The organism is Brucella sp. NBRC 113783 (assembly GCF_040372265.1).
GTDB classification, from domain to species: Bacteria; Pseudomonadota; Alphaproteobacteria; order Rhizobiales; family Rhizobiaceae; genus Brucella; species Brucella teleogrylli.
In genome coordinates, this window is the sequence record NZ_BAABRX010000001.1 from 469,224 (window position 1) to 494,830 (window position 25,607).

Sequence of the window (25,607 nt, forward strand, 5' to 3'; positions counted from 1 at the left end):
TCGCGAGGTCAACCATGGCTGGCGACATGGCAGCCCTGCGCCCGGCGTATGCCAATTAACCGACTTACCGCGGGGAAGTTTTCATTTAATATATAAACGCCATTAACAATAATGATTGGCTATCAATTCGTGTTAATAAAAGTAATTGCGAGATAAAAATGAGAAAATTATTGGCTGTTTCAGCTTTTTTAATCGCTGGTTTGATGTTTTCTGTCAATTACAGTGTCGCAAGGCCGATTTCGTACTGTGCATCTGGAATTCCTCCCAAGAGTAACCCCAATGAATATGATGATTTCAGAAATGCAAAATTCCAGCTCGACCAATATTTGAAGGGGAAGGGGCAGAGGCCCACGGTCTTCAACAATAACGAGGGAATTCTCCCGAATGTGCCTCGTATGACCTATTTTGAGTTCGATCTCGGCAAGGATCGATACGGTCGCCGTGGAAGGCACCGGGCCATTATCGGTTATGATGGAAGTGCAAATCGCACCTATTATTATACGGATAATCACTACAGGTCGTTCTGTATGATCCGTTAAAACGCGGATTTAAAGCAAAGCCGAGCCGCAACTGTTTGGCAGTGACGGCTCGGTAAATATTTTAGTGGGCCTCGTCCCAGTTATGCGCTGCGCGCGCATCGACATGCAGCGGAACCGTCAGAGATACCGCCGGAAGGGCCGCATTCTCCATGATATGACGCACCAGCGGAATGGTTTTTTCCACTTCATTTTCGGGTACTTCGAAGATCAGTTCGTCGTGCACCTGCAATAACATGCGGGCGGCGAGCTTTTCTTTTTCAAGCGCATCTTCCATGCGAATCATGGCGCGGCGGATAATGTCGGCAGCCGAACCCTGAATGGGCGCGTTGATGGCAGCGCGCTCGTTGAAAGCGCGGATTTGCGGGTTGGATGCGCGGATATCCGGATAATGGGCACGGCGTCCGAATATGGTTTCGACATAGCCATTTTCACGCGCAAAAGCCTTGGTCGCTTCCATATAATCCTTGATGCCGGGGAAGCGCTCGAAATAGGTGCGGATATATTGCCCGGCTTCCTCACGCGGGATGGAAAGCTGGTTGGCGAGACCGAAAGCCGAAATGCCATAGATGATGCCGAAATTGATCGCCTTGGCGCGGCGGCGAACCTCCGACGGCATGCCTTCCACCGGCACGCCGAACATTTCCGATGCGGTCATGGCGTGAATATCGACGCCATCGGCAAAAGCCTGTTTCAATTGCGCAATATCGGCCACATGGGCCAGCACGCGCAGCTCGATCTGGCTGTAATCGGCGGAGATCAGCTTGTTGCCCGGTTCCGCGATGAAGGCCGTCCTGATTTTGCGACCTTCGGCGGTACGCACCGGAATGTTCTGCAAATTCGGCTCGGAAGAGGAGAGGCGGCCCGTCGACGTGGACGCCATTGCGTAAGATGTGTGGACGCGTTTGGTCTGCGGATGGATGAAACCGGGCAGCGCATCCGTATAGGTGGATTTCAGCTTGGTCAGCTGGCGCCAGTCAACGATTTTGCGCGGCAGGGGATGACCTTCAGCAGCGAGGTCTTCAAGCACCTGCGCCGAGGTGGACCATTGGCCGGTCTTGGTTTTGGAGGCGCCGGGCAGGCCCATCTTGCCGAACAGAATATCGCCGAGCTGCTTCGGCGAGCCGATGGTGAATTTCTCACCGGCCAGTTCGTAGATTTCATCTTCGTAAGCGGCGGCAGCCTGTGCCAGATCGCCAGACAGGCGCGACAGCACCTGACGATCCACGGAAATGCCGCGTTCTTCCATGCGCGCCAGCACATCGACCAATGGACGCTCCAGCCGCTCATAGACCGACATGAGGCCCTCAGCAGCGAGGCGTGGTTTGAGGACTTGCCACAGGCGCAGCGTCACATCGGCATCTTCAGCCGCATAGGCTGTCGCGCGGTCGATATCGACCATGTCGAAGGTCACGGCGCTTTTGCCGCTGCCTGCAACATCCTTATAGGCAATCGGCGTATGGCCGAGCCAGCGTTCCGAAAGCGGGTCCATGCCATGGCTGCCCGTACCGGCGTCGAGCACATAGGAAATCAGCATCGTATCGTCAAAGGATACGGTGTTGATCCCGTGACGGCGCATCACCAGCCAGTCATATTTCATGTTCTGCGCGATCTTGAGAACGGAAGCATCCTCAAGCACGGCTTTCAGCGCTTCAAGGGCCTGGCCGAGCGGTATCTGCCCATCGACCATGCCGCCGCCGAGCAGATCGCCCTGACCGGATTTGTGCTGAAGCGGGATATAAGCCGCCCTGGTCGTGCTATTCTGGCCGGGGAGAGCCAGCGAGAAGCCAACGAGTTCGGCCTGCATCGGATCAAGCGAATTGGTTTCCGTATCGAAAGCCATCACGCCGGTTTCGACCGCTTCGGCCAGCCAGAGCTTGAGCGTGGCAATATCGCGAATGCAAGTGTAAGCGCCGGTGTCGATCTTCTGCGCAGTGGCATTCGCGACGCGCTTATCGGCCAGCGCCTGCGGGGTGTAGCCTGTCGCAGCGGCAGGCTCGCCCGTCGCCACAGCGACGACCGTGACGTCCGCAACACTCGTCACGACGACATCGACATCGGGGCCATGCGCATCCGCGCCCCATTGCGTCTCGACATGGCACGGCTCCACGGCGGAAGCATCCGTATCGGTCGCTTCGGCCACGCGGCGGGTCAGCGAGGTGAACTCCATGGCCTTGAGGAAGCCGATCAGCTTCGGGCCGTCTTGCGGTTCCAGAACCAGACCGTCGAGATCGACATCCAACGGCACATCGGTCTTGAGCGTGACCAGCTCGCGCGAAATCTTGGTCTGGTCCGCAAAGGCGATAATATTTTCGCGGCGCTTGTTCTGCTTGATTTCCGAGGCGCGGGCGAGAAGCGTGTCGAGATCGCCGAATTCTTCCAGCAATTGCGCTGCCGTTTTGGGGCCAATGCCCGGAATGCCGGGCACGTTATCGGTGCTGTCGCCGGTCAGCGATTGCAGGTCGATCATCTTTTCCGGCGGCACGCCCCATTTTTCGATCACTTCGGGGATCGAAATCTGCTTGTCCTTCATGCTGTCATACATCGACACGCCCGGCGTCACGAGCTGCATGAGATCCTTGTCGGAAGAGACGATGGTGACATCGCCGCCCGCCTGTTCGGCAAGGCGCGCATAGGTCGCGATCAGGTCGTCGGCCTCAAACCCTTCCTTTTCGATGCAGGGCAGGTTGAAGGCGCGGGTTGCCTGACGGATCAGGCCGAACTGCGGAACGAGATCTTCCGGCGGTGCGGTGCGATTGGCTTTGTATTCAGGATAAAGCGCGTTGCGGAACGTCTTCGACGAATAGTCGAAAATCACCGCGAAATGGGTCGGCACCACGCCTACATCGGTGTTGCGCGCATCCTTCAGCAGCTTCCACAGCATGTTGCAGAAGCCCGATACGGCGCCCACCGGCAAACCATCGGTCTTGCGGGTCAGCGGGGGAAGGGCGTGATAGGCGCGGAAAATATAACCCGAGCCGTCAACGAGAAAGAGATGATCGCCTTTTTTCATGGCTTAGAAGTAGATCAAAGCAGCCCTAAAGGGAACTGGCTCAATGTCAGGAGAAACAATGATCCACGCGAAAGAACCTCGTCACGGATCGATAACAAGTTTGTTACAGATTTGTAATCTTCCGTGCCCTTGAATAGCCACGATTGAAAACCAAATTTCAGTCATCGACAGTTCGTCGGTCGCCGGTTTTCTGACCCGTCCCCCGTTGGATACCGGATGTTGCGGCAGCCTCATTCCCCTCTCCGGGCTGCCGCTTTGAGTGTAGTGATATGGCCGCTGTGGTATCCCCTCACCGCAGCGGCCAAATCATTTTCGGGTGCCCGCTCTCAAACCGGGTTTCCTCCTGACGATGCTGGTTGTAGTGTGCCGCCAGTTTAAGACTCGTCAGGAAATTTTCATGTCCACGGAAACGTCTCAGCAATCGCTCGACAAAGTTCTCAGCCACCTCGACGCCAATCTCGATAAAAGCCTCGAACGCCTGTTCGAACTGCTGCGGATCAAGTCGATTTCGACCGACCCGGCCTATAAGGCCGACTGCCGTAAAGCTGCGGAATGGCTGGTCGAGGATCTGAAGACGATTGGCTTTGACGCCAGCGTGCGCGACACGCCGGGCCACCCGATGGTGGTTGCACATCACGATGGCGCCAAGCCCGATGCGCCGCATGTGCTGTTCTATGGTCACTATGATGTGCAGCCGGTCGATCCGCTGAACCTGTGGGAAAACGACCCGTTCGATCCGGCGATCAAGGATGTCGGTAACGGTCGCAAGATCCTGACCGGTCGCGGCACGTCCGACGACAAGGGCCAGCTGATGACCTTCGTGGAAGCCTGCCGCGCCTATAAGGCGATCCATGGCAATCTGCCAGTCAAGGTGACGCTGTTGTTCGAAGGCGAGGAAGAATCCGGTTCGCCGTCGCTGAAGCCATTCCTTGATGCCAACAAGGCGGAGCTGAAGGCCGACGTGGCGCTGGTCTGCGACACCGCCATGTGGGACGCGGAAACCCCTGCCATCAGTGTGGGCTTGCGTGGTCTCGTCGGCGAGGAAATCGTCATCAAGGCTGCCGACCGTGATCTGCATTCGGGCTTCTTCGGTGGTGCTGCCGCCAATCCCATCCATATTCTGAGCAAGATTCTGGCCGACCTGCATGACGAAACCGGACGCGTCACCGTTCCGGGCTTCTATGAAGGCGTGGAAGAAACCCCGTCGCAAATCCTGCAATCCTGGGAAAGCCTCGGTCGCACGGCGGAAAATTTTCTCGGTCCTATCGGCCTGTCGGTCCCATCCGGCGAAAAGGGCCGCAGCGTTCTGGAACTCACCTGGGCGCGCCCGACTGCGGAAGTAAACGGCATCACCGGCGGTTATACCGGCGAAGGCTTCAAGACGGTTATCGCGGCGCAGGCTTCGGCCAAGGTCTCGTTCCGTCTGGTCCACAAACAGGACCCGGCGAAGATCCGCGAAGCCTTCCGCGCCTTTGTGCAAGAGCGTCTGCCAGCCGATTGTTCGGTGGAGTTCCACCCGCATGGCGGCTCGCCCGCAATCCAGTTGCCTTATGATTCACCGCTGGTTTCCAAGGCCAAGGACGCGCTGTCCGACGAATGGCCGAAGCCAGCGGTGCTGATCGCCATGGGCGGCTCGATCCCGATTGTCGGCGACTTCGACACGTTCCTCGGCATGGAATCGCTGCTCGTCGGCTTCGGCCTCGAAGACGACCGGATCCATTCGCCCAACGAAAAATACGAGCTGAACTCCTTCCACAAAGGCCAACGCTCATGGGCGCGTATTATGGCGGCTATCGCCGCCAAGTAGGGCTCGCATCATGGCGGTTATCGCCGCCAAATAAGGATAATAGAGAATGACCATCCGTTTTCATAAAAACGATCTGCCGAACCTCGATCACTATCAGGTCGATGCGGTCGCCATCGATACCGAGACGCTGGGGCTGAACCCGCATCGTGACCGGCTTTGCGTGGTGCAGATTTCGCCCGGTGACGGCACGGCAGACGTAATCCAGATCGAAGCCGGTCAGAAAAAGGCGCCCAATCTGGTCAAGCTTTTGAAAGACCGCTCGATCACGAAAATCTTCCATTTCGGCCGATTCGATCTGGCGGTGCTGGCGCAGGCTTTCGGCACCATGCCGCAGCCCGTCTTTTGCACCAAGATCGCATCGAAGCTCACCCGCACCTATACGGACCGCCATGGTCTCAAGGAACTGTGCAACGAGCTGCTGGACGTTTCTATCTCCAAGCAGCAACAGTCATCCGACTGGGCTGCGGAAATTCTCTCGCAGGCGCAGCTCGAATATGCTGCTTCCGACGTGCTCTATCTGCATCGCCTGAAGGCCGTTCTGGAACAGCGCCTTGAGCGCGATGGCCGCGTGAAACAGGCCGAAGCCTGCTTCAAATTCCTGCCGACTCGTTCGGAGCTCGATCTGATGGGCTGGCCGGAAGACGATATCTTCGCGCATAGCTAATACTGGGCGAAAAATCCGAAACCATCAAACGGCGGCTGTGGCCGCCGTTTTCTTTTGCGGGGCCTGATCAATATAGGCCCATGCCGGGCGGCGGAACAGAAACTGGCCATAGCCGGTCCATCGGATAAGCCCGTAAAGAATGACCGGCCCGATCACGCCGCTTGCGGTGGTCAGCAGCGATACTGTGCCGATATCGATGAAGCCGAGTTTCAGCAGCACCGTGCGCGCAATGGCCATTGGTAGGAAGAAGGCCAGATAGATCACAATCGAATGTGCGCCGAGCCAGCTTAAGGCCCGATGCAGCCAGTTGCGCGCGGACAGCAGGCTTAACAGCGACGAAATCGAGATAATCGCCAGCGCGCCGACCAGTCCCAGCAGTAGCGAGATAACGGGCAGATCGCTGATAGCGCCACGCCCGTTCAGAAGATCGCTTGCCGGCGCGATCAACGATGCGAGGCTTTCCGGCACCGGCATGAAGACGAGCTTATATTCGACAAGACCCCAGACGAGTAGCCCGGCAACGCCGACAAGAGGGCGCTGGCGCAGCCAGTCCGCAACCTTGAAGATGGCCGGTGCGACGGCATAGCCCGCGAAGAAATAGACGAAACGCGAGCAGAATTCGTCAATCATCACCCAGCCCGTATGCACGGGCAGGATTTCCAGCACAGCCAGCACCGTAAAGGTCACGCCCACTGGCACACGCTTCAAAAGCCGCGTCGCGATAAAGAAGATTGGCAGGATATAGATGAACCACAGCGTTCCAAACGGCTCGACGAAAGCCATGAGATAGGCCTGCACAACGCCTGAAATACCGGCTTCGCTGGCAATGCCCGGCGCCTTGAACGCAAACTGGATCGTGAGCCACAGAATGTAGAAATACAGGAAGTGCACAACCTTGCGATCGAGATAGCGTCGCCAGGGCCGGTCGATGACGAGGCTGAGAAACAGCCCGGAGATCATGAAGAAATCCGGCATGCGGAATGGTTTGGCGAAGGCAACCACATAATGCATCCAGCCTTCGGCACCCGCCGCCTTTTCGACGCCCAGCGTGGAATGCATCATAACGACGAAGATAATGCAGATGCCCTTGGCAATATCGACCCAGTCGATCCGTTCGCTGCCGCCCGCTATCTGCATATCAGTCTCCCACCTTTTAAGCCCGGTTTTCTATAACCCGATTGGATCGGGATTAATATAGGCCTGCACAGAGCGGCTCTTTCGGTGGTTTTTAACCGAATTTTAACTAGAGAAGGCGGTTTCACGGCTTCGTGTTCGGCTTTTTGCACATTTCGCTTGCTGTGGCTTCCTTGCTACAGACTTTTCTGAGTAGTCGCTTATATTAGGGGCAAGCTTGGTTCAGAAAATTTCCTTTGGAGGTTCATCATGAAGCTCAAGACGCTTCTTCTCGCATCCACCGTCGCCCTGATTGCTGCCACCGGCGCAAAGGCTGCTGACGCGGTTATCGAACAGGAACCAGCACCGGTTGTCGTCGCTCCGACCTTTACCTGGAACGGTGCTTACATCGGTGGTCAGGTTGGCTATGGCTGGGGCAAGTCCGACTTCAGCGGTGACCTTTTCACCTATGGCAATGTGAAGCCTGATGGCTTCCTCGGCGGTCTCTATGCCGGTTACAACTTCGATCTGGGCAACAATGTTGTTCTCGGTATCGATGGCGACATCACCTATAATGACGTCTCGAAGGGCATCGACATTTACGATGGCGATCTCGCAGTCGGTTCGTTTGAAAACAAGCTGCGCTGGTCGGGTGCCGTTCGTGCCCGTGCTGGTTATGCCTTTGACCGCTTCCTGCCTTACATCGCTGGCGGTGTTGCATTCGGCAATATCAAGAACAGCGGCGACATCGACGGTATCGGCTTCTCCGAAAGCAAGACGCTTACCGGCTGGACCATTGGCGGCGGTGTGGACTATGCCGCAACCGACAACCTGATCCTGCGTCTTGAATATCGCTACACCGATTACGGCGATAAGGACCTCGATTTCGGTGGACTGAGCGTCAACAACGACTTCAAGACCAACGAAGTTCGTCTGGGCGTTGCCTACAAGTTCTGATCCTTCGTTAAAGGATTGCAAGAGAAAGGCCCCGCATTGCGGGGCCTTTCTTTTTGCGGTTGTGATACCGCCAGATAAACAAAAGGCCTCTGCGAGCAGAGGCCTTTATTGTTGTCAGGGACCGAGCTGGATCAGACGTCCAGATTGGCGACGCTCAGCGCGTTTTCCTGAATGAACTCGCGGCGTGGTTCCACTTCGTCGCCCATCAGGCGCGAGAAGAGCGAGTCCGCGTCGGTCGCATCGGTCACCTTGACCTGCAGAAGCGAGCGCACATTCGGGTCAAGCGTGGTTTCCCACAGCTGTTCGGCGTTCATTTCGCCCAAGCCTTTGTAACGCTGTAGGGTGAGGCCCTTGCGACCCGTCGCGAAAACCGCATCCAGCAGCGCCATCGGGCCGGACAGCACGTCCGACTTGTCCTTGCGGCGCAGCATGGGCGGCTCGGCGAAGGTTTCGCTCATGCGGCCTGCCACCCGGTCGATCTGTCGGGCATCGGCAGAGCCGAGCAGCGCCATGTCGAGAATGGCGACATCCTTGACGCCGCGCACCATGCGCTCGAAGCGATAGCCACCATCGTCCATGACATGGCCGGTCCAGCCGCGCTCGGTTTCTTCCGAAATCATGTCGAGGCGCGTCGCAACCGTATCGGCAGAGCGTTGCGCCGTGGCATTGTCCTTCGAAGCGTCGGGGTTGAGCAGGCCAGCAATCGCCGCCTGTTCGACAACGCGGCGGTCATAGCGGGTGTGCAGGCCTTGCAGAAGCTGGCGGAGCGTGCGGGCATCGTCCACGACGGCGCGCAGATCTGGCCCGGCGCGCACTTCGCCGCTTGCCATTTCAAGGGCTGCTTCTTCAAGGCCGGTCTCGATGAGGAAGTCCTCGAAGGCGGCCTCGTTCTTGATATATTGCGAGGACTTGCCGCGCGACACCTTATAGAGCGGCGGCTGCGCAATATAGATATGGCCGCGCTCAATCAGCTCCGGCATCTGACGGAAGAAGAAGGTGAGCAACAGCGTGCGAATATGCGCACCGTCGACGTCAGCATCGGTCATGATGATGATCTTGTGATAACGCAATTTGTCGGCGTTGAAGCCGTGCGTCTCATCCTTGCCGATCGAGGTGCCGAGCGCCGTGATCAGCGTGCCGACCTGATCGGAGGACAGCATGCGGTCGAAGCGGACGCGTTCCACATTCAGGATCTTGCCGCGCAGCGGCAGGATCGCCTGGTTCTGGCGTGAACGCCCGCTCTTCGCGGAACCACCTGCCGAGTCACCTTCGACGATGAAGAGTTCCGACTTGGCCGGGTCGCGTTCCTGACAATCGGCGAGCTTGCCCGGCAGCGAGGTGACGCTGAGCGTGCTCTTGCGGGTGATGTCGCGGGCCTTGCGCGCCGCTTCACGGGCGGCGGCGGCCTGAATGACCTTCTCGACCACGGCCTTGCCTTGCGCCGGATGCTCTTCCAGCCAGATCGACAGCGCTTCGTTGACGAGGCTTTCGACCACCGGGCGCACTTCCGACGAAACCAGCTTGTCCTTCGTCTGCGACGAGAACTTCGGGTCCGGCACCTTGACGGAAAGAACGGCCGTCAGGCCTTCGCGGCAATCGTCGCCGGTGAGCTGCACCTTTTCCTTCTTGGTCATGCCGGAAGCATCCGCATAGCCCGTGACCTGACGGGTCAACGCACCACGGAAACCGGCCAGATGGGTGCCGCCATCGCGCTGCGGGATGTTGTTGGTGAAGCACAGCACCTTTTCGTGGTAGGAATCGTTCCACCACATGGCGACTTCAACCGTCATGCCGTCCTTTTCACTGCGGATATAGACCGGCTCGTCGATCAGCGGCTTCTTGTTCTGATCGATATATTTCACGAATTCGATCAGGCCGCCGTCGTAATGCAGTTCGTGTTCCTTGGCGTCCGCATGACGGTGATCGCTCAGCTTGATGCGCACACCGGAATTGAGGAAGGCCAGCTCGCGCAGGCGACGCTCCAGCGTGTCATAGTCGAATTCGACCATGCTGAAGGTTTCCGTCGAGGGCAGGAAGGTCACGGAGGTGCCGGTTTCGCCGTCGGCCACATCGCCCGTCACCACCAGCGGCGCATCGGCGACGCCGTGGGTAAAGCTCATTTCGTGAACCTTGCCATAGCGGCGGATCTTCAGCTTCAGCCAGACCGAAAGCGCGTTGACGACCGAAACGCCCACGCCGTGCAGACCGCCGGAAACCTTGTAGGAATTCTGGTCGAACTTGCCGCCCGCATGGAGCTGGGTCATGATGACTTCAGCAGCCGAAACGCCTTCTTCCTTATGGATGTCGGTCGGGATGCCGCGACCGTTATCGGTCACAGTGCAGGAGCCATCGGCATTGAGCGTCACGGTGACGAGTGTGGCATGGCCCGCCAGCGCTTCGTCGATGGCGTTGTCCACGACTTCATAAACCATGTGATGCAGGCCGGAGCCGTCATCCGTGTCACCGATATACATGCCCGGACGCTTGCGAACGGCATCCAGACCTTTCAGAACACGAATGGAATCCGCGCCATATTCGGCGGAGGCTTCGGAATTCATCTCGGGCGTATCGCTCATGAAAATCTTTCGAAAACGTGCTGCGAATGCAGCCTGATAGCCTGCTGCAAATGCAGCCTTAAAGAACGTGTCGAATCACACGACAAACATGGCTTTAATATAGGCGCTAACGGCTTATTTTCCAAATTTCACGCGCAAATTTGCCGGGGATTCCGGTAGTTTGGGCGGATATCGACCCCATATGGCAGATGCAGCCTCGATTGGGCTTCTGGAAGCGCCACAATTACCCCTTATATGTCATAAAACAACGGTATCTGGAACGCTTGGATGAAACTGCGATGACTATGCCGGAAGTGCTAGAACCCTTCGTGCCGCCCGCGCCGCGTCCGCGCGAAAAGCCGGTCGGCCGTTTCGAGATGATGCGCGTGGTTTACAAGAACCCGCTCGAATTGTGGGGTGAGCCTTCCTACAATGAGCGCTGGGTCGAGGTCAGCTGGCTCGGCATCAAAACCATCATCGCCAACGATCCGGGGCTGATCCGCCACGTGCTTGTGGACAACGCCGCCAATTATCCCATGTCCGCCATTCGGCAGCGCGTGCTGCGCCCGCTGCTGCGCGATGGCCTTCTGACGGCTGAGGGGCAGGTGTGGAAGCGTTCGCGCAAGGCCATGGCGCCTGTCTTCACGCCGCGCCATATTGCGGGCTTTGCGCAAACCATGCGCGACCGTTCACGCCTGTTCGTCGAGCGCTACAGGACCAACGGCACCGTCACCGATGTTGCCCATGACATGACGCTTTTGACCTATGATATTCTGGCCGAAACGCTGTTTTCCGGCGAGATCGCAGGCGATGCCAATGATTTCGCGCGCCAGATCGACAAGCTGTTTGAAACCATGGGGCGCGTCGATCCGTTCGATCTGCTGGGCCTGCCCGACTGGCTGCCACGCTTCACGCGTTTGCGTGGCCAGCAGTCGATGGGCTTCTTCCGCGCGCTCGTCTCCGACACGATTGCCCTGCGCAAGGCGCGCATGGACAAGGGCGAGGCGGTGCCGAGCGATTTCCTGACGCTGCTTCTGCGCGCCGAAGGTCCGGAAGGCCTGAGCCGTTCCGAGATCGAAGACAACATCATCACCTTCATTGGCGCCGGTCACGAAACCACGGCCCGGGCGCTTGGCTGGACGCTCTATCTGCTGGCCAAGGCCCCCGAAGAGCGTGCGCGTGTTGAGGCGGAAATCGACGCCTTTTTCGAAAAGGGCGGGCGCGATCTCCCGCCGCATGAATGGCTGGCAAGTCTGCCTTTTACGCGCGCGGCTTTCGAGGAAGCGATGCGTCTTTACCCGCCTGCGCCATCGATCAATCGCGAGGCGGCGGAGAATGATCGCTATGGCGATCTGGCAATACCGAAAGGCGCAACGGTGCTTGTCATGCCGTGGGTGATCCACCGTCACCGCCTCTACTGGGATCAGCCGGATGCTTTCATGCCGCAGCGCTTCTGGCCGGAAAACCGCGACCGGCTCGACCGTTTCCAGTATCTGCCCTTCGGCGCGGGACCGCGCGTCTGCATCGGGGCGAGCTTTGCCTTGCAGGAAGCGGTGATTGCGCTGGCGACTTTGCTCGACGGTCACCGCTTCGACGTGCTGGAAACCACCAGACCGTGGCCGGTGCAAAAGCTCACCACGCAGCCGCAGGGCGGTCTGCCGATGAAGGTGGTGAGGCGATAGCAAAAAGCCCGGCCAAGCCGGGCTTTTCTGTGTCTTACAGCCGTTCTGCATGCCAGCGCAGATGGTCATCCATGAATGTCGAAATGAAGAAATAGGAATGATCATAGCCCTCGCGCATGTTGAGCGTGAGCGGAATGCCAGCTTTCTTGCAGGCTTCTTCCAGCAGCCACGGACGCAAGCCGTCGTTCAGGAAACCGTCTGCGGTGCCCTGATCGACCAGAAATGCCGGGAATTTGTAGCCATCCTCGATCAGCAACGACGCATCATAGGGACGCCATGCACGTTCTTCCGGTCCGAGATATTTTTCCAGCGCCGGTTTCGACCATCCGGCGGTCGATGGCTGCACGATCGGCGCGAAAGCCGAGGCCGACTTGAAGCGGTCCGGGTTTTTCAGCGCAATCGTCAGCGCGCCATGACCGCCCATGGAATGGCCGGTGATGGCTTGCCGCGCCATATCCAGCGGAAACTCAGCCGCAACCAGATCGGTCAGTTCCTGCGTGATATAGCTGTACATCTGGTAGTTCCGGGCGAAAGGCGCCTGCGTCGCATCGACATAAAAGCCTGCGCCCTTGCCGAACTGCCAGTTCTCCGGTTCGTCCGGAACGTCATCACCGCGTGGGCTCGTATCCGGGCAAATAACGGCAATTCCAAGTTCTGCGGCCAATTGTCGATATTCGCCCTTGTCCATCACGTTTTGATGCGTACAGGTCAGGCCGGACAGATACCAGAGCACCGGCACCGGACCATCCTTGGCCTGCGGCGGCAGGAAGACGGCAAAGGTCATATCGCACTGGCAGGTCGCGCTTTTGTGCCGGTAGACGCCTTGCGTCCCGCCAAAGCACTTGGCTGTCGAAATTGTTTCGAGGGTCGTTGTCATGTGAATTCCAGTTCCTGATTTTGCGCGCGGGCCGGGCTATTCAGCTGCCGAGCGCGACGGCGGCATTGACCGCTGCCGCGACGAGAATGGTGTTGAAGAAATAGGATACCACGCTGTGCATCAGTGTCAGCCGCCGCATGGCGGTGGTGGTGACGCCCGTATCGGAAGTCTGCGCGGTCATGCCGATGACATAGGCGAAATAGGCGAAATCCCAGCCCGATGGTTCCTGCGTGCCGGGAAAGTCGAACCCGCCGCGATGGCGGCTGGCGTGGCCGTTGTCGTCACCGGCTGGTTCCTGCGGTTGCCAGAAGGCATGGGCGTAGTGAATGGCCGTCATCATGTGGATGGTCGCCCAGCCGAGCGGCACCGATGCAAGCGTGGTCACCAGCGCCAATGCATCCGCGTTCGGCTGCCGGTTGAGCAGGATGAACAGCGAGGCCACTGCGACGATAACGGTTGCGAAAGTCACCAGAAAGATGATCCAGGCCGGTTCATCGGCGGCGGCGGCGTGCTTTTTGAGAAAAGCGGCGGTGAGCTTTGGGATGGCTGCAAGCGCCAGCACCAGATAAAGCACGAAGAATGTGTCCGCCCCGATCACCGGCGCCAGCGGACTGCCGAATAGCCAGGCGATGATAAAGGCCGCTGCGCCGCCGATGGCCGCAAGATAGAAGGACATATGGCGGCGCAGCAGAAACATCAGTTGCTCTTTTCCCGGCGTTCCAGCCGCATGTCCACATGCGGGATGCCGTCTTCCAGATATTCATCCGAAATGACTTCAAAACCGAACGAGCCATAGAATTTCTGCAAATGGCTCTGGCCACCGAGCTCAATGGCGATGCCGGGAAAATGCTGTTGCGTGAAGGCAATCGCTTCCTGCATCAGCCTTCGGCCAAGTTGGTAGCCCCGGTAATCCGGGGCCACGACCACACGCCCGATCTTGGCAGGTTTGCCATCACTTTCCGGCGGCAGAACCCGCAAGGCGGCTGCGAGTTCTTCGCCGTCAAGAATGCGCAGGTGGAACGCGCCAATGTCCTTGCCATCGATTTCGGGATAGGGGCATTTCTGCTCCACCACGAAAATATCCACGCGCAATTTCAGCAGCGCATAAAGCGCGCGCGGCGTAAAATCGTCCAGCTCATCCCAGCGGGATATCAGCGTTTTTTCGCTCATCAGTAGACAATCACCGAACGGATCGACTTGCCTTCATGCATCAGGTCGAAGGCCGTGTTGATTTCATCGAGCGGCATGGTGTGGGTAATCAGATCGTCGATGTTGATCTTGCCGTCCATGTACCAGTCGACGATCTTCGGCACGTCGGTGCGGCCGCGCGCGCCGCCGAAGGCGGTGCCTTTCCAGACGCGGCCCGTGACCAGCTGGAATGGACGCGTGGCGATTTCCTTGCCAGCTTCCGCAACGCCGATAATGATGGATTCACCCCAGCCGCGATGGCAGCATTCCAGCGCCTGACGCATGACATCGGTGTTGCCGGTGGCGTCGAAGGAATAGTCCGCGCCGCCATCGGTCAGGTCTTGAATGGCCTGAACCACCTTGTCATTGCCGATTTCACGCGGGTTGATGAAGTCGGTCATGCCGAACTTCTTCGCCATTTCGACCTTGGCCGGGTTGATATCAACGCCGATGATCTTGTCCGCGCCGACCATGCGCGCGCCCTGAATGACATTGAGGCCGATGCCGCCGAGGCCAAATACCACCACATTCGAACCTGGACGAACCTTTGCCGTATAGATCACCGCGCCGATGCCGGTGGTGACGCCGCAGCCGATATAGCAAATCTTGTCGAAGGGCGCGTCTTCACGCACCTTGGCGACGGCGATTTCCGGCAGAACGGTGAAGTTCGAGAAAGTCGAGCAGCCCATATAATGGAACACTTCGCCGCCATCGCAGGAAAAGCGCGTGGTCTTGTCCGGCATCAGGCCCTGACCTTGCGTGGCGCGGATCGAGGTGCAGAGGTTGGAGCGCTGCGACAGGCAGGTTTTGCACTGGCGGCATTCCGGCGTGTAAAGCGGGATGACATGGTCGCCCGGCTTGACGGAGGTTACGCCTGCGCCAACTTCGCGCACGATGCCCGCGCCCTCATGGCCGAGAATGGCCGGGAACTTGCCTTCGGAATCGAGGCCCGACAGCGTATAGGCGTCGGTGTGACACACGCCGGTCGCCATGATTTCGACCAGCACTTCACCGGCCCGCGGCCCGCCGATTTCGACGGTTTCGATGGTGAGCGGCTTTTTTGCCTCCCAGGCAACGGCTGCACGTGATTTCATGACGATGTTCCTTCTGGATCTGGAGCGCATCCCGACAATTTTGAAACTATCTTCCGACAGGATGGGCTCAAAAACAAATAGTTAGTCCGGTTTGGCGCCCTATTTCAGATAGGTGCGCAAAATCTGCATGATTTGATCGATCTCGGCGTCCGGGTCTGTCGCGACATCCCGCACAATGGTCTCACGCGCTTGCCCGAATGTCTCGCGGAAGTGACTTTCCAGAACTTCCGCCATCAGCCCGTTGGCCGCGCCGCGTAAAGCGGCGATTTGCTGCAACAGCGCCGCACATTCCGTGCCCGCTTCCACGGCGCGTTCCAACGCTTCCGCCTGTCCGCGAATGCGGCGAAGGCGGGTTAGCGCACGCTTTTTATCGTCCGGTGAATGCGGCATGAATCCTCTCGATTTTGCGAAAATCTATATACTATGGGGGAGTATGTCAATTGCTCCTGAAACGTCTTTTTCAGGAAAGGATCTGCGCGTGCGGCCAGCTACGCGCAAACCTTTCAGGCCGGTATCAGGCAGGTTTTTGCTGGCGCATATGGATCAGCGGGTAGGGGCGTCCCTGATCGTCGGTTTCGGAACGTCCGGTTTCGATGAAGCCCATATGCCGGTAGAAGCCGACGGCCTGAGCGTTCTGCTCGTTCACATCGACAGTCAGCGTGCCGCCATTGAGGGATTGCGCGTGGGCGATGAGCCGCTTGCCAATGCCCTTGCCGCGCTGGTCTGCCGCGATGAACAGGCTGTCGATCTGATTGTCGGTCAGCCCCATGAAGCCGACAGGCCTTCCGTCGTCTTCGATGACCCAGACTTCAGCATTAGGCAGATAATGCTCGGATACGAGGGTTTCTATTTCCCGGAAATCCTCGGGACTAAGAAAGTCATGCGTGGCGCGCACGCTGGCCCGCCAGATTTCAGTGAGAGCAGGCGCGTCGGTCGCGCTCGATAGGCGGATATGGGGCATGTGTGTTCCTGACAGAATAGGTGTGAAAGCACGCTCTTCTACCACCTTATCAGTTCGGACTTGAAGAAGCCGAGTTTGCTTTTCTCCCAGACCGTTCCGTGGGCCGGAAGAGCCGCGCTGTGCCTCTGCCATGGACTGTTGGAAACGGTGCTCCATCCCTTTTGCGCCATGCCGGGTAGGCGCGGCAGGATCAGAAAACTCAAATCATCGAAACTCTTGATGGTTTCGCACCAGATTGCCGCACCCACGCCCGCAATATGCGCGTTCTTGCCCCCGCCGGGCAGGGATTTGCCCGGATTCCAGTTATAATATTCCTCGACGGTCTGGGGCCGATAGGTGCGCAGTCCAAGGCGTGCCTTGAGCGCGTTCTGCGCGGGCAGAATGGACGCTTCCTTATAGGGCACGTCGAGATAGCTATGGGCAAAAGGCGTGAGCAGGATCGGAAGCTCGCGCTCCATCGCGCGGTTGAGGTCGTTCAAACTGTTCTGGACATTCTTGACGACCATTTTCTGCAACTGGAGTGCCTGTTGCGATCCCATCTGCGCGCCGAGTTCCATATTGGCATATTTGGGGTCGGTGGAAATCCAGTGCTGAACGACGATATCGCGGTCAAGTCCGGCCCGCATGGTTTCCTGACAGGCGATCGGCTTTTTCCCGGCCAGCACCGCCACCTTATGCTGATGCCGGACGAATTTCGTATAAAGCTGTTCCGTCATCCCGAAGGCTTCATCACCGCCGATATCGAGCCAGCGCCCGGGGAACACATCCGACAGATAGGCTATGATCTCGTCATAGACTTTGAAGCTATCGGGCAGATCGGGGTTGAGCCAGGCGCGATGCTGCACCACCCCCGGCGTCAGTTCGAAACGCTGTACGTTGCTGCCCATCGCCAGTTCCGGGTGCAGCCTGATCAGTGCCGCGGCATGGCCGGGCGCGTCCGAAGATGGAATGACGGTGATGTGACGTGCCTGCGCATAGGCGACGATTTCGTTGAGATCGGCGCGGCTATAGATGGGCTCGTCATCCGGCTGTTTGCCATCCGGTCTAGCGGCTTCAATGCGCCAGGTCTCATCATCGGTGAGATGAAGATCGAGCGCGTTGAACTTGTAGAACGCAATCAGATCGATGACAGTCTTGATCTCGTCCGTGGTGAAATAATGCCGGGCAACATCGAGATGGAAACTGCGCCATTTGTAATGCGGACCGTCCACGATGCGGACAGCAGGAATTTCGATGCCGCTGGCATCCTGTTGCGGCGCGGTGGCGAAAAGCTGCAACAGCGTGGTCAGGCCCATGGCTAGCCCTTGCGAACTGTTCGCCCTGATGACCACCCCGGTTTCGTCTGCGTGCAGAAAATAGCGCTCGTCCAGATCGTCCTGCTCGGCGGGCGAGAGGCCCGTCGACCGGGGAGCCTCTTTGATTTCCGGTGTCGGACCGATTTCCAGATGAATGGCGCCCTTCGGTGAATTCGCGCTGGAACGGGGTGCGTTTACGAGTTTTATTTCCGAGAAGGGTCGTATTGCTTCTTTGAAAACGCGAATACTGTTTTCAATGGCGGGATCGTCATAGGTGATCCTGGCGCCGCTCTCGACGCGGAATTTTCCGCTCAAATTCCTGATCCTGTGCGGGGTCGGGATAAGAGGAATGGCTGCATCCGTGTCCTTCGCAGCTGCATCGAAGAGGCCGGGAAAACCCGATGTCGCCAGACCGCCTGCGAGACTGGAAAGAATAAGTCCTTTTAAAAATTCCCTTTTGCTAATATTCATCCCGATTAATTCCCCAATGTTTTTAATTTTATAAATACTATGCGCAATTCTATGAATAAAATATACAGAAATACTTTTGTCGCGTCCTGTAGGACGCGGGGGCCTGTTCGGTCGGGTTCGAATATGGATAATGGCCAGCACTTGTGTGATAAGCACAAATGCTGCTGCCCCCTGATCGACGGATATTCTTTTGACGCGCCTGCCTGATCTTCCCGTTACACGCATTCTGCCGCAGCTGGTTGCGGCCATGGACACCCATGCAAGCGCGGTTCTGGTCGCGCCGCCGGGTGCGGGCAAGACGACGCTGGTGCCGATCCATATGCTGGATGCGCAGTGGCGCGGCGATGGCATGATCGTGCTTCTGGAGCCGAGGCGACTTGCTGCCCGCGCGGCTGCCCGTCGCATGGCCGAGCTTTTGGGCGAGGAGCCGGGCGAAACGGTCGGCTACCGGATGCGTCTGGAGAGCAAGGTCTCGGGCAGGACGAAAATCCTTGTCGTCACTGAGGGCGTCTTTGCGCGGATGATCCTTGATAATCCGGACCTCAAGGGTGTGGCGGCAGTGCTGTTCGACGAGTTTCACGAGCGCAGCCTCGATGCGGATTTCGGGCTGGCGCTGGCGCTCGATGTGCAGGCGGCCTTGCGCGACGATCTGAAAATTCTGGTCATGTCGGCAACGCTCGATGGTGCCCGCGTGGCCGCACTCCTCGGCGATGCGCCAGTGATTGAAAGCGAGGGCCGGGCCTTCCCTGTCGATATTCGTTATCGCGAACGAAAAGCCGACGAGCGGGTGGAAGACGCGATGGCGCGGAGCATTCGCGACGCGCTGGTCGATGAGACCGGTAGCATTCTGGCTTTCCTGCCGGGGCAGGGCGAAATCGAGCGCACGGTGCGCCTTCTGGAAGATCGCGTGCCGGCCCATGTGATACTCGCGCCGCTTTATGGCGCGATGGAAGGCCGCGATCAGGACGCGGCAATCAAGCCGGCACCGGAAGGCAGGCGCAAGGTGGTTCTGGCGACCTCGATTGCTGAAACCTCCATCACGATCGACGGCGTGCGCGTGGTGATCGACAGCGGGCTTGCTCGCCTGCCGAAATATGAACCAGCCACCGGCCTGACACGGCTGGAAACGGTGCGGACCTCGCGCGCAAGCGCCGATCAGCGGGCGGGCCGCGCCGGGCGAACGGAGCCGGGCATGGCCATTCGCCTCTGGCATCAGGGGCAGACGGCATCGTTGCCCGCCTTTTCTCCGCCCGAAATTCTGGAGGCCGATCTATCCGGCCTTGTGCTCGACAGCGCCGCTTGGGGCGTGACCGATCCGGCAACGCTTGCCTTTCTCGATGCGCCGCCGAAACCGGCGCTGAACGAAGCCCGTGCTCTGTTGCGCAGGCTTGGCGCGCTGGACGAGGCCGGGCGTCTGACCCCCGACGGAGAAGCCATGCGTCAGCTCGCTCTGCCTGCGCGTCTTGCCCATATGGTGGCCGAGGCGGGCAAGCGCGGCGAAGTTTTAAAGGCTGCCGAACTGGCGGTGCTTTTAACCGAGCGCGGCCTTGGCGGTAACGAAACCGATCTCGATACGCGCTTTTCGCGCTTTCGCAATGATCGTTCGGACCGTGCTCAAAGGGCCAAGGGTCTGGCAAAGCGCCTTGCCGCGAATGTGCCCAATCAGGGCGCGCCCGCTGGATCAGGCATCGGGCGCATGCTGATAGACGCCTATCCCGACCGGATTGCCAGAGCGCGCGGCCAGACCGGGCAATTCCTGTTGGCCAATGGTCGCGGCGGCGAGGTGGATAGCGCGATCAGCCTCAGTCGTGCCCCCTGGCTGGTCGTGGCGGATATGTCCGGCAAGGCGGGCCGTGCGCGTGTTCTTTCGGCTGCCGAAGTGTCGGAAGCGGAAATCCGGCTGGCTCTTGGCGAGCGGATCGAGAGCGGGCGACAGGTCGTCTATGACCCCGAAAAGAACGCGCTCAGGGCGCGTGAGGCCGTGCGCATCGGCGCCATCGCCCTTTCGGAAAAGCCGCTGGCCGCGCCATCGGGCAGCGCTGCCGATGAGGGCGTGATCGCCGCCCTGCGCGAACATGGGCTTGGCATTCTGCCCTGGGGCAAGGAAGCCGAAATTCTGCGTCGCCGTCTTGGCTGGCTTTATCGTGGCCTGGGCGATCCATGGCCATCCATGGACGACGAGCATCTGCTGGAGACGCTGGAAGACTGGCTGCTGCCCTTCCTGACCGGGGAAGCGCAACTCGACCGCATTCCGGGTCACGTGCTGAAAAACGGCCTGATGAGCCTTGTGCCCTTTGATCTTCAGCGCAGCGTGGATCAACTCGCGCCAACGCATTTCACCGTGCCTACCGGCTCGCATATTCCAATCCACTACGATGCCGAAGAGCCGGTGCTGGCCGTCCGCGTGCAGGAACTGTTCGGACTTGGTGTGCATCCATCTATCGCCAATGGCAAGGTGCCTTTGCTGCTGGAACTTCTGTCGCCCGCCCATCGCCCGATCCAGATCACCCGCGATCTGCCGGGCTTCTGGAAAGGATCATGGGCCGATGTCCGGTCCGACATGCGTGGGCGCTATCCAAGACATGTCTGGCCGGAAGACCCCGCCAATGCGGAAGCAACCCGCCGGGCAAAGCCGCGCGGAACCTAACATGACAGTTGCATTCTTCGTGATGCCGGACTGCAAAGAGCAATTTTAGGTTCTGCATTCGCATAATCTAATCCGAAAAGTCTGCAACTTTTCGGGATCATGCGAGGCTCCGGTGCTCACGTACTTTAAGTACGCTCCGCTCCGGTGCTCGCAAATCACTCTTTTCGCCACGGCCTGACGAACTTGCAACTGTCGTGCTAAAACGAAGCATTAATCGCCTGCGACCGGATAACGCAGTTCCGCTTGCATTCCAGTCTTCGCTTGCCCCATAAGGGGCAGGATAGAGGAACAGCAAAAAATGCACGCAGAGTTCGAGAACCGCGCTTCCAATCTTTCGCGTCGCCCGCGTTTGACCACGCTGGTTCGTGTGCGCTGGCTGGCCATCGCCGGACAGACGGCAGCCGTCATGCTCGTGGCGCTTTACCTGCAATTTCCCTTTGCGGTTGGCATCTGTTTTGCGCTGATTGCCTGCTCGGCCTGGCTCAATCTCTATCTGGCCTTTCGTTTTCCGACCAATCACCGGCTGAACCCGGAAGCGGCGAGCCTTGTGCTGGCCTTCGATATTCTGCAACTGGCGGGCCTGCTTTATCTCACCGGCGGGCTGCAAAATCCCTTCGTCATCCTGATGATCGTGCCGGTCATCATTTCGGCCACCTCGCTTTCAGCCCGGCATACGCTGGCGCTGGCTTTGCTGGTCGTCGCCTGCACATCCGTGCTTTCGGTGCGGCATGAACCGCTGCCCTGGTATCCGGGCGAGGTGCTGAACCTGCCGTTCCTGTTCGTGATCGGCATCTGGTGCGCCATCACATCGGCACTGGGCTTTACCGGTGTCTATGCCTATCGCATCGCGGAAGAAGCGCGCCAGCTGGGCGATGCATTGAGCGCTGCGGAACTCATTCTCCAGCGCGAACATCACCTCACCGCTCTGGATGGTCTCGCCGCTGCTGCCGCTCACGAGCTGGGAACGCCGCTCGCCACCATCGCGCTGGTGGTGAAGGAAATGCAGCGTTCCTATGCCAAAAATCCGGTCGATACGGGGCTTGGCGAAGACATTGCGCTTTTGCATTCGCAGACGCAGCGCTGCCGTGAAATTCTGCAACGGCTGACCAGCTTGTCCTCGGAAAACGAGGAGCATATGTCGCGCCTGCCATTGTCCTCGCTGATCGAGGAAGTGATAGCGCCGCATCGCAATTTCGGTGTCACCATCGACGTGGAGAAGGTGGAAGGGCCGAAGCCCGAGCCGGTCACGCGGCGCAATCCCGGCCTGCTTTATGGCCTCGGCAATCTGGTGGAAAATGCTGTCGATTTCGCGCGCGGCAATGTCAGTGTCACCTGGGGCTGGACCGACAATCAGGTCAGCGTGACCATTCAGGACGATGGCGAAGGTTTCAAGCCGGAAATCCTCGACCGCATCGGTGAGCCCTATATGACCAGCCGCGACAGCACCCGCAATGGCGGCGGCCTTGGCCTTGGCCTGTTCATCGCAAAAACCTTGCTGGAGCGTTCCGGCGCACAGATTGCGTTTCGTAATCGAAGCAATCCCGGGCAGGGGGCAGAAGTCAAAGTGGTTTGGCCGCGTTCAACCTTCACCCACGTCTGACGCAAAACCGCCTCGCAAAATTGTTTTTGCTCAACTTCTTGTGTTGTCTTTTAGAATTATTAATCAAATACAATGATTTATAGTCTGGCGTAAAATTCATGGCCGTAGAAATTGCTTCAACGATTCAATGGCTATTTGACTTTTTGACGCAGGGGTATCAATAAGGGATCAAAAATACAGGCAGGAAGCACCCGATGGACGACTTGAAGCAGGAAGACAGCGAAGCCATAGGCAACGACCCCACCCTCCTTCTGGTTGATGACGACAAACCTTTCTTGCAACGCCTGGCCCGCGCCATGGAAAGCCGGGGCTTTCAGGTGACCACAGCGGAATCGGTTGAAGAAGGCATCGCCGCCGCCAAGGCCGCAGCGCCCGCCTATGCCGTGGTCGATATGCGGCTGGGAGACGGCAACGGTCTCGACGTCATCGAGGCCATTCGCCTGCGTCGTTCCGATACGCGTGCCATCGTCCTCACCGGTTATGGCAATATCGCCACCGCCGTGAATGCGGTGAAGCTCGGAGCCATCGACTATCTGTCGAAGCCTGCCGATGCGGATGAAGTTTTCGCAGCCCTGACCCGCCGTCCGGGCGAAAAAGTCGCTCCGCCGGAAAACCCCATGTCTGCCGATCGCGTCCGCTGGGAGCATATCCAGCGCGTTTACGAGATGTGCGAGCGCAATGTTTCGGAAACCGCGCGCCGTCTCAACATGCATCGCCGTACCTTGCAGCGCATTCTCGCCAAGCGCGCGCCGCGCTGAGACCTTGCTTCGGCATGTGGCATTCGCTCTTTGAAAATTAAGAGTTTCTTAATTTAGTGAAAAATCCAGTAAAACCTCCGTGTTTTGCTGGATTTTTTTATTAGAGAGAATTTCAAAGGCCAATTCCCTATATTGTGCACCATTCCTAGTGGATTGTTCTAAAGTTGAATATAAAAATCTATAATAATAAGGCAATTAAGGCACATCCCGAAAAGTGTGAAACGGTTTTCGGATAAGATGTGCTCCAAAAACAAATAGTTAGAGCGGTCATGCGCCGCTCTAGGGCCATTCGGAGGAGAATGCTGCGCCCTGTTCCACCGCAGCCCGGTTCTCTTGTGCTCGAATGCGCTATCTAACATTCAAGGCAACACATGACTGCTCATACTGATGCACCTTCGAGCGCGACCGCCCGCCGGCGAGCGCTTATCGCCAGCTTGACTGGCAGCTCCATCGAATGGTTCGACTACTTTCTCTACGGCACAGCCGCCGCGCTTGTTTTCAACAAGCTGTTCTTCCCCAACTTCGACCCCGTTGTCGGATTGATGCTGTCTTATCTGTCGTTTTCGCTGACCTTCTTCATCCGTCCGCTGGGTGGCGTGATTTTCGCGCATATCGGCGACCGTATCGGCCGCAAGAAGACGCTGGTCATCACGCTGTCGCTGATGGGCGGCGCAACCGTTCTCATCGGTCTGCTGCCGACCTATGAGCATATTGGCGTCTGGGCACCCATTTTGCTGATCCTGCTGCGCATGGTGCAGGGGCTCGGCATTGGCGGCGAATGGGGCGGTGCTCTGCTGCTGGCCTATGAATATGCACCTGCCAATCGCAAGGGCTTCTTCGGTAGCGTTCCGCAGGTCGGCGTAACCATCGGCATGTTGCTGGCGACGCTTTCGGTCAGCCTGATGGTCACCCTGCCGGATGAATCCTTCATGGCCTGGGGCTGGCGCGTTCCCTTCGTGCTGAGCGCGGGTCTGGTTTTCCTCGGCCTTTGGATCCGTAACGGTCTCGACGAGACGCCGGAATTCAAGCAGGCGAAGGAAAGCGGCAATGTCGCCAAGATGCCGCTCGTTGAAACCCTTCAGAACCATTGGCGCGAAGTGCTGATCGCCGCTGGCCTGAAGGTCGTGGAAACAGCACCGTTCTACATCTTCTCTACCTTCGTGGTGAGCTATGCGGTGAGCACACTCGGCTTCGAAAAGAGCGGGGCGCTGAACGCCGTGATGATCGGCGCGCTGGTCGCTTCGATCCTGATCCCGACCATGGGTCTCGTGTCCGATTATGTTGGCCGCAAGACGGTCTATGTCGTCGGCTGCATCCTGCTCGGCCTGTTCATCGTTCCCTACTTCATGCTGCTCGACACCAAGACCGTCTGGGGCCTGACGCTGGCAACGGTTATCAGCTTCGGCGTTCTCTGGTCGCCGATCACCGCTGTTCTGGGCACACTGTCGTCGGAAATCTTTGCGACCAAGGTGCGCTATACCGGCATCACGCTCGGCTACCAGCTGGGTGCTGCGCTGGCTGGCGGTACTGCGCCGCTGATCGCCACCTGGCTGCTCGCCAAATATGAAGGCAGCTGGCATGCGGTCGCGGTCTATCTGCTGGTGACGGTGCTGATTTCTCTGGTCGCCATCATCGCGATCAGCCGCAGCCGTTCGCGCCAGTAAGCGCCTCTGCTAAAGCATTGAAAAGCGGGGAAACCACATCGGTTTCCTCGCTTTTTGTTTAAAAATCGCCGCCCGGCATTTCCAGTCCGGAAAGCTCGGCATAGGTGAGGCGCGCCGCGCCCGCCCGGGCAAAGCGCAGCATCAGCGCCTTGCGGGTAGCACCTGCCAGCTTGTGTTCAGGCGCATCGCGCAGGATTTCCGCGCCATAACCGTCAGAGAGAATGAAGCCGCATTCCTCCGGGAATATCTCACGCGGCACCGCCGGATGGGTGGCGAAAAACAGCCGGTCGCAATAGGCGCGATAGTCCGGCCATTTGCGATCCGCCTTCCAGTCCTCAATCGACGACTTAATCTCGACAATCCAGATTTCGCCCTTGCGGCTGACCGCAATCAGATCGGCGCGGCGGCCGGATGCAAGCGGCAGCTCCGGCAAGGTCGCAAGCCCCATATCCAGAAACAGGCGCTGCACACCACGGCGCACAAGCATGGCGTTGTCTGATTGCCGTCCGTCGGACAGCGGATGGGTCTGGTTGGGAATCACGATGGGCATGGCGGCATTTTGCGTGCGGTTTCAAAGCGAAACAACCGAAAACGCGCGATTCTTTGTGGCGATTTTTGAGTATTGGTCCGTCAAACAAGGCGAAAAAAGGCAGAAAAATGGCCTAATAAAGAATTTTTCAATTTACGGTTAACGTACAGTTAACAATACTGCCGCATCTTCAAGC

Annotated in this window: 20 protein-coding genes; 9 read left to right on the forward strand and 11 right to left on the reverse strand. The window is 58.4% G+C overall.

Annotated features, from left to right (window positions below):
• The first annotated feature begins 158 nt into the window (after window positions 1-158).
• Window positions 159-539 (forward strand): ribonuclease domain-containing protein, encoded by a 381-nt coding sequence (locus ABWW11_RS02170; protein WP_109368151.1) that lies wholly within the window; start codon window positions 159-161, stop codon window positions 537-539.
• 61 nt (window positions 540-600) lie between these two features.
• Here ABWW11_RS02170 and polA read toward each other — a convergent pair whose 3' ends face one another.
• Complete coding sequence (gene polA, locus ABWW11_RS02175) at window positions 601-3,549, reverse strand: DNA polymerase I (RefSeq protein WP_124915160.1); 2,949 nt, start codon at window positions 3,547-3,549, stop codon at window positions 601-603.
• Window positions 3,550-3,946: 397 nt separating this feature from the next.
• On the opposite strand from polA, the gene ABWW11_RS02180 reads away from it, so the two are divergent.
• Complete coding sequence (locus ABWW11_RS02180) at window positions 3,947-5,356, forward strand: dipeptidase (protein ID WP_109368153.1); 1,410 nt, start codon at window positions 3,947-3,949, stop codon at window positions 5,354-5,356.
• Window positions 5,357-5,402: 46 nt separating this feature from the next.
• A complete protein-coding gene (locus ABWW11_RS02185) occupies window positions 5,403-6,020 on the forward strand; it encodes a ribonuclease D (RefSeq protein WP_109368154.1) in 618 nt (205 codons plus the stop codon).
• Window positions 6,021-6,044: 24 nt separating this feature from the next.
• On the opposite strand, the gene ABWW11_RS02190 is transcribed toward ABWW11_RS02185, so the two are convergent.
• Entirely contained in the window at window positions 6,045-7,157 is a 1,113-nt protein-coding gene (locus ABWW11_RS02190) for an acyltransferase family protein (RefSeq protein ID WP_109368155.1), read from the reverse strand.
• Between the two features lie 246 nt (window positions 7,158-7,403).
• Here ABWW11_RS02190 and ABWW11_RS02195 point away from each other — a divergent pair, with 246 nt between their 5' ends.
• Window positions 7,404-8,090, forward strand: coding sequence for an outer membrane protein (locus ABWW11_RS02195; protein WP_109368156.1), 687 nt, complete (start codon window positions 7,404-7,406; stop codon window positions 8,088-8,090).
• Between the two features lie 131 nt (window positions 8,091-8,221).
• Here ABWW11_RS02195 and gyrB read toward each other — a convergent pair whose 3' ends face one another.
• Window positions 8,222-10,666 carry a DNA topoisomerase (ATP-hydrolyzing) subunit B gene (gyrB, locus tag ABWW11_RS02200; protein ID WP_109368157.1) on the reverse strand — a complete coding sequence of 815 codons (2,445 nt, stop codon included), beginning with the start codon at window positions 10,664-10,666 and terminating at the stop codon, window positions 8,222-8,224.
• 284 nt (window positions 10,667-10,950) lie between these two features.
• Between gyrB and ABWW11_RS02205 the strand changes: the two genes are divergently transcribed.
• On the forward strand, window positions 10,951-12,327 hold the full coding sequence (locus ABWW11_RS02205) for a cytochrome P450 (protein WP_413464710.1): 1,377 nt from the start codon (window positions 10,951-10,953) through the stop codon (window positions 12,325-12,327).
• A gap of 34 nt (window positions 12,328-12,361) precedes the next feature.
• On the opposite strand, the gene fghA is transcribed toward ABWW11_RS02205, so the two are convergent.
• The 7 genes from fghA to ABWW11_RS02240 all read right to left on the reverse strand — a co-directional run bounded on the left by fghA (window position 12,362) and on the right by ABWW11_RS02240 (window position 18,213).
• Window positions 12,362-13,204, reverse strand: coding sequence for an S-formylglutathione hydrolase (gene fghA / locus ABWW11_RS02210; protein WP_109368158.1), 843 nt, complete (start codon window positions 13,202-13,204; stop codon window positions 12,362-12,364).
• A gap of 40 nt (window positions 13,205-13,244) precedes the next feature.
• Window positions 13,245-13,901 carry a DUF1345 domain-containing protein gene (locus ABWW11_RS02215; RefSeq protein ID WP_109368159.1) on the reverse strand — a complete coding sequence of 219 codons (657 nt, stop codon included), beginning with the start codon at window positions 13,899-13,901 and terminating at the stop codon, window positions 13,245-13,247.
• Entirely contained in the window at window positions 13,901-14,374 is a 474-nt protein-coding gene (locus ABWW11_RS02220; protein ID WP_109368160.1) for a GNAT family N-acetyltransferase, read from the reverse strand. The genes ABWW11_RS02215 and ABWW11_RS02220 overlap by 1 nt, the downstream gene beginning before the upstream one ends.
• Entirely contained in the window at window positions 14,374-15,486 is a 1,113-nt protein-coding gene (locus tag ABWW11_RS02225) for an S-(hydroxymethyl)glutathione dehydrogenase/class III alcohol dehydrogenase (protein WP_109368161.1), read from the reverse strand. Before ABWW11_RS02225 ends, ABWW11_RS02220 begins: the two co-directional genes overlap by 1 nt.
• Before the next feature lie 99 nt (window positions 15,487-15,585).
• Complete coding sequence (locus ABWW11_RS02230; protein WP_109368162.1) at window positions 15,586-15,876, reverse strand: metal/formaldehyde-sensitive transcriptional repressor; 291 nt, start codon at window positions 15,874-15,876, stop codon at window positions 15,586-15,588.
• A gap of 124 nt (window positions 15,877-16,000) precedes the next feature.
• Window positions 16,001-16,447 (reverse strand): acetyltransferase, encoded by a 447-nt coding sequence (locus ABWW11_RS02235; protein ID WP_109368163.1) that lies wholly within the window; start codon window positions 16,445-16,447, stop codon window positions 16,001-16,003.
• A gap of 38 nt (window positions 16,448-16,485) precedes the next feature.
• Complete coding sequence (locus ABWW11_RS02240; RefSeq protein WP_181376066.1) at window positions 16,486-18,213, reverse strand: family 20 glycosylhydrolase; 1,728 nt, start codon at window positions 18,211-18,213, stop codon at window positions 16,486-16,488.
• Window positions 18,214-18,403: 190 nt separating this feature from the next.
• On the opposite strand from ABWW11_RS02240, the gene hrpB reads away from it, so the two are divergent.
• The 4 genes from hrpB (at window position 18,404) to ABWW11_RS02260 (ending at window position 24,882) form a co-directional block, all read left to right on the forward strand.
• Window positions 18,404-20,860, forward strand: a complete 2,457-nt coding sequence (gene hrpB / locus ABWW11_RS02245) for an ATP-dependent helicase HrpB (protein WP_109368165.1) — start codon at window positions 18,404-18,406, stop codon at window positions 20,858-20,860.
• A gap of 298 nt (window positions 20,861-21,158) precedes the next feature.
• Window positions 21,159-22,460 (forward strand): ActS/PrrB/RegB family redox-sensitive histidine kinase, encoded by a 1,302-nt coding sequence (locus ABWW11_RS02250; RefSeq protein ID WP_109368166.1) that lies wholly within the window; start codon window positions 21,159-21,161, stop codon window positions 22,458-22,460.
• Between the two features lie 194 nt (window positions 22,461-22,654).
• Entirely contained in the window at window positions 22,655-23,218 is a 564-nt protein-coding gene (regA, locus tag ABWW11_RS02255; protein WP_078339656.1) for a global response regulator transcription factor RegA, read from the forward strand.
• A 371-nt stretch (window positions 23,219-23,589) separates the two neighbouring features.
• Window positions 23,590-24,882, forward strand: coding sequence for an MFS transporter (locus tag ABWW11_RS02260; protein WP_124915162.1), 1,293 nt, complete (start codon window positions 23,590-23,592; stop codon window positions 24,880-24,882).
• A gap of 58 nt (window positions 24,883-24,940) precedes the next feature.
• On the opposite strand, the gene ABWW11_RS02265 is transcribed toward ABWW11_RS02260, so the two are convergent.
• The gene (locus ABWW11_RS02265) at window positions 24,941-25,432 is read right to left on the reverse strand and encodes an MmcB family DNA repair protein (RefSeq protein ID WP_109368168.1); all 492 of its coding nucleotides are present in this window, start codon (window positions 25,430-25,432) and stop codon (window positions 24,941-24,943) included.
• Window positions 25,433-25,607: the final 175 nt, after the last annotated feature.

Bases quoted from the DNA above. Each gene is read 5' to 3' on its own strand.
- ABWW11_RS02240 (WP_181376066.1), bottom strand. From the start codon at position 18,213: ATGAATATTAGCAAAAGGGAATTTTTAAAAGGACTTATTCTTTCCAGT.
- ABWW11_RS02220 (WP_109368160.1), bottom strand. From the start codon at position 14,374: ATGAGCGAAAAAACGCTGATATCCCGCTGGGATGAGCTGGACGATTTT.
- ABWW11_RS02230 (WP_109368162.1), bottom strand. From the start codon at position 15,876: ATGCCGCATTCACCGGACGATAAAAAGCGTGCGCTAACCCGCCTTCGC.
- regA (WP_078339656.1), top strand. From the start codon at position 22,655: ATGGACGACTTGAAGCAGGAAGACAGCGAAGCCATAGGCAACGACCCC.
- gyrB (WP_109368157.1), bottom strand. From the start codon at position 10,666: ATGAGCGATACGCCCGAGATGAATTCCGAAGCCTCCGCCGAATATGGC.
- ABWW11_RS02180 (WP_109368153.1), top strand. From the start codon at position 3,947: ATGTCCACGGAAACGTCTCAGCAATCGCTCGACAAAGTTCTCAGCCAC.
- fghA (WP_109368158.1), bottom strand. From the start codon at position 13,204: ATGACAACGACCCTCGAAACAATTTCGACAGCCAAGTGCTTTGGCGGG.
- ABWW11_RS02185 (WP_109368154.1), top strand. From the start codon at position 5,403: ATGACCATCCGTTTTCATAAAAACGATCTGCCGAACCTCGATCACTAT.
- ABWW11_RS02215 (WP_109368159.1), bottom strand. From the start codon at position 13,901: ATGTTTCTGCTGCGCCGCCATATGTCCTTCTATCTTGCGGCCATCGGC.
- ABWW11_RS02260 (WP_124915162.1), top strand. From the start codon at position 23,590: ATGACTGCTCATACTGATGCACCTTCGAGCGCGACCGCCCGCCGGCGA.
- ABWW11_RS02235 (WP_109368163.1), bottom strand. From the start codon at position 16,447: ATGCCCCATATCCGCCTATCGAGCGCGACCGACGCGCCTGCTCTCACT.
- ABWW11_RS02250 (WP_109368166.1), top strand. From the start codon at position 21,159: ATGCACGCAGAGTTCGAGAACCGCGCTTCCAATCTTTCGCGTCGCCCG.
- ABWW11_RS02170 (WP_109368151.1), top strand. From the start codon at position 159: ATGAGAAAATTATTGGCTGTTTCAGCTTTTTTAATCGCTGGTTTGATG.
- ABWW11_RS02205 (WP_413464710.1), top strand. From the start codon at position 10,951: ATGCCGGAAGTGCTAGAACCCTTCGTGCCGCCCGCGCCGCGTCCGCGC.
- ABWW11_RS02265 (WP_109368168.1), bottom strand. From the start codon at position 25,432: ATGCCCATCGTGATTCCCAACCAGACCCATCCGCTGTCCGACGGACGG.
- polA (WP_124915160.1), bottom strand. From the start codon at position 3,549: ATGAAAAAAGGCGATCATCTCTTTCTCGTTGACGGCTCGGGTTATATT.
- ABWW11_RS02190 (WP_109368155.1), bottom strand. From the start codon at position 7,157: ATGCAGATAGCGGGCGGCAGCGAACGGATCGACTGGGTCGATATTGCC.
- ABWW11_RS02195 (WP_109368156.1), top strand. From the start codon at position 7,404: ATGAAGCTCAAGACGCTTCTTCTCGCATCCACCGTCGCCCTGATTGCT.
- ABWW11_RS02225 (WP_109368161.1), bottom strand. From the start codon at position 15,486: ATGAAATCACGTGCAGCCGTTGCCTGGGAGGCAAAAAAGCCGCTCACC.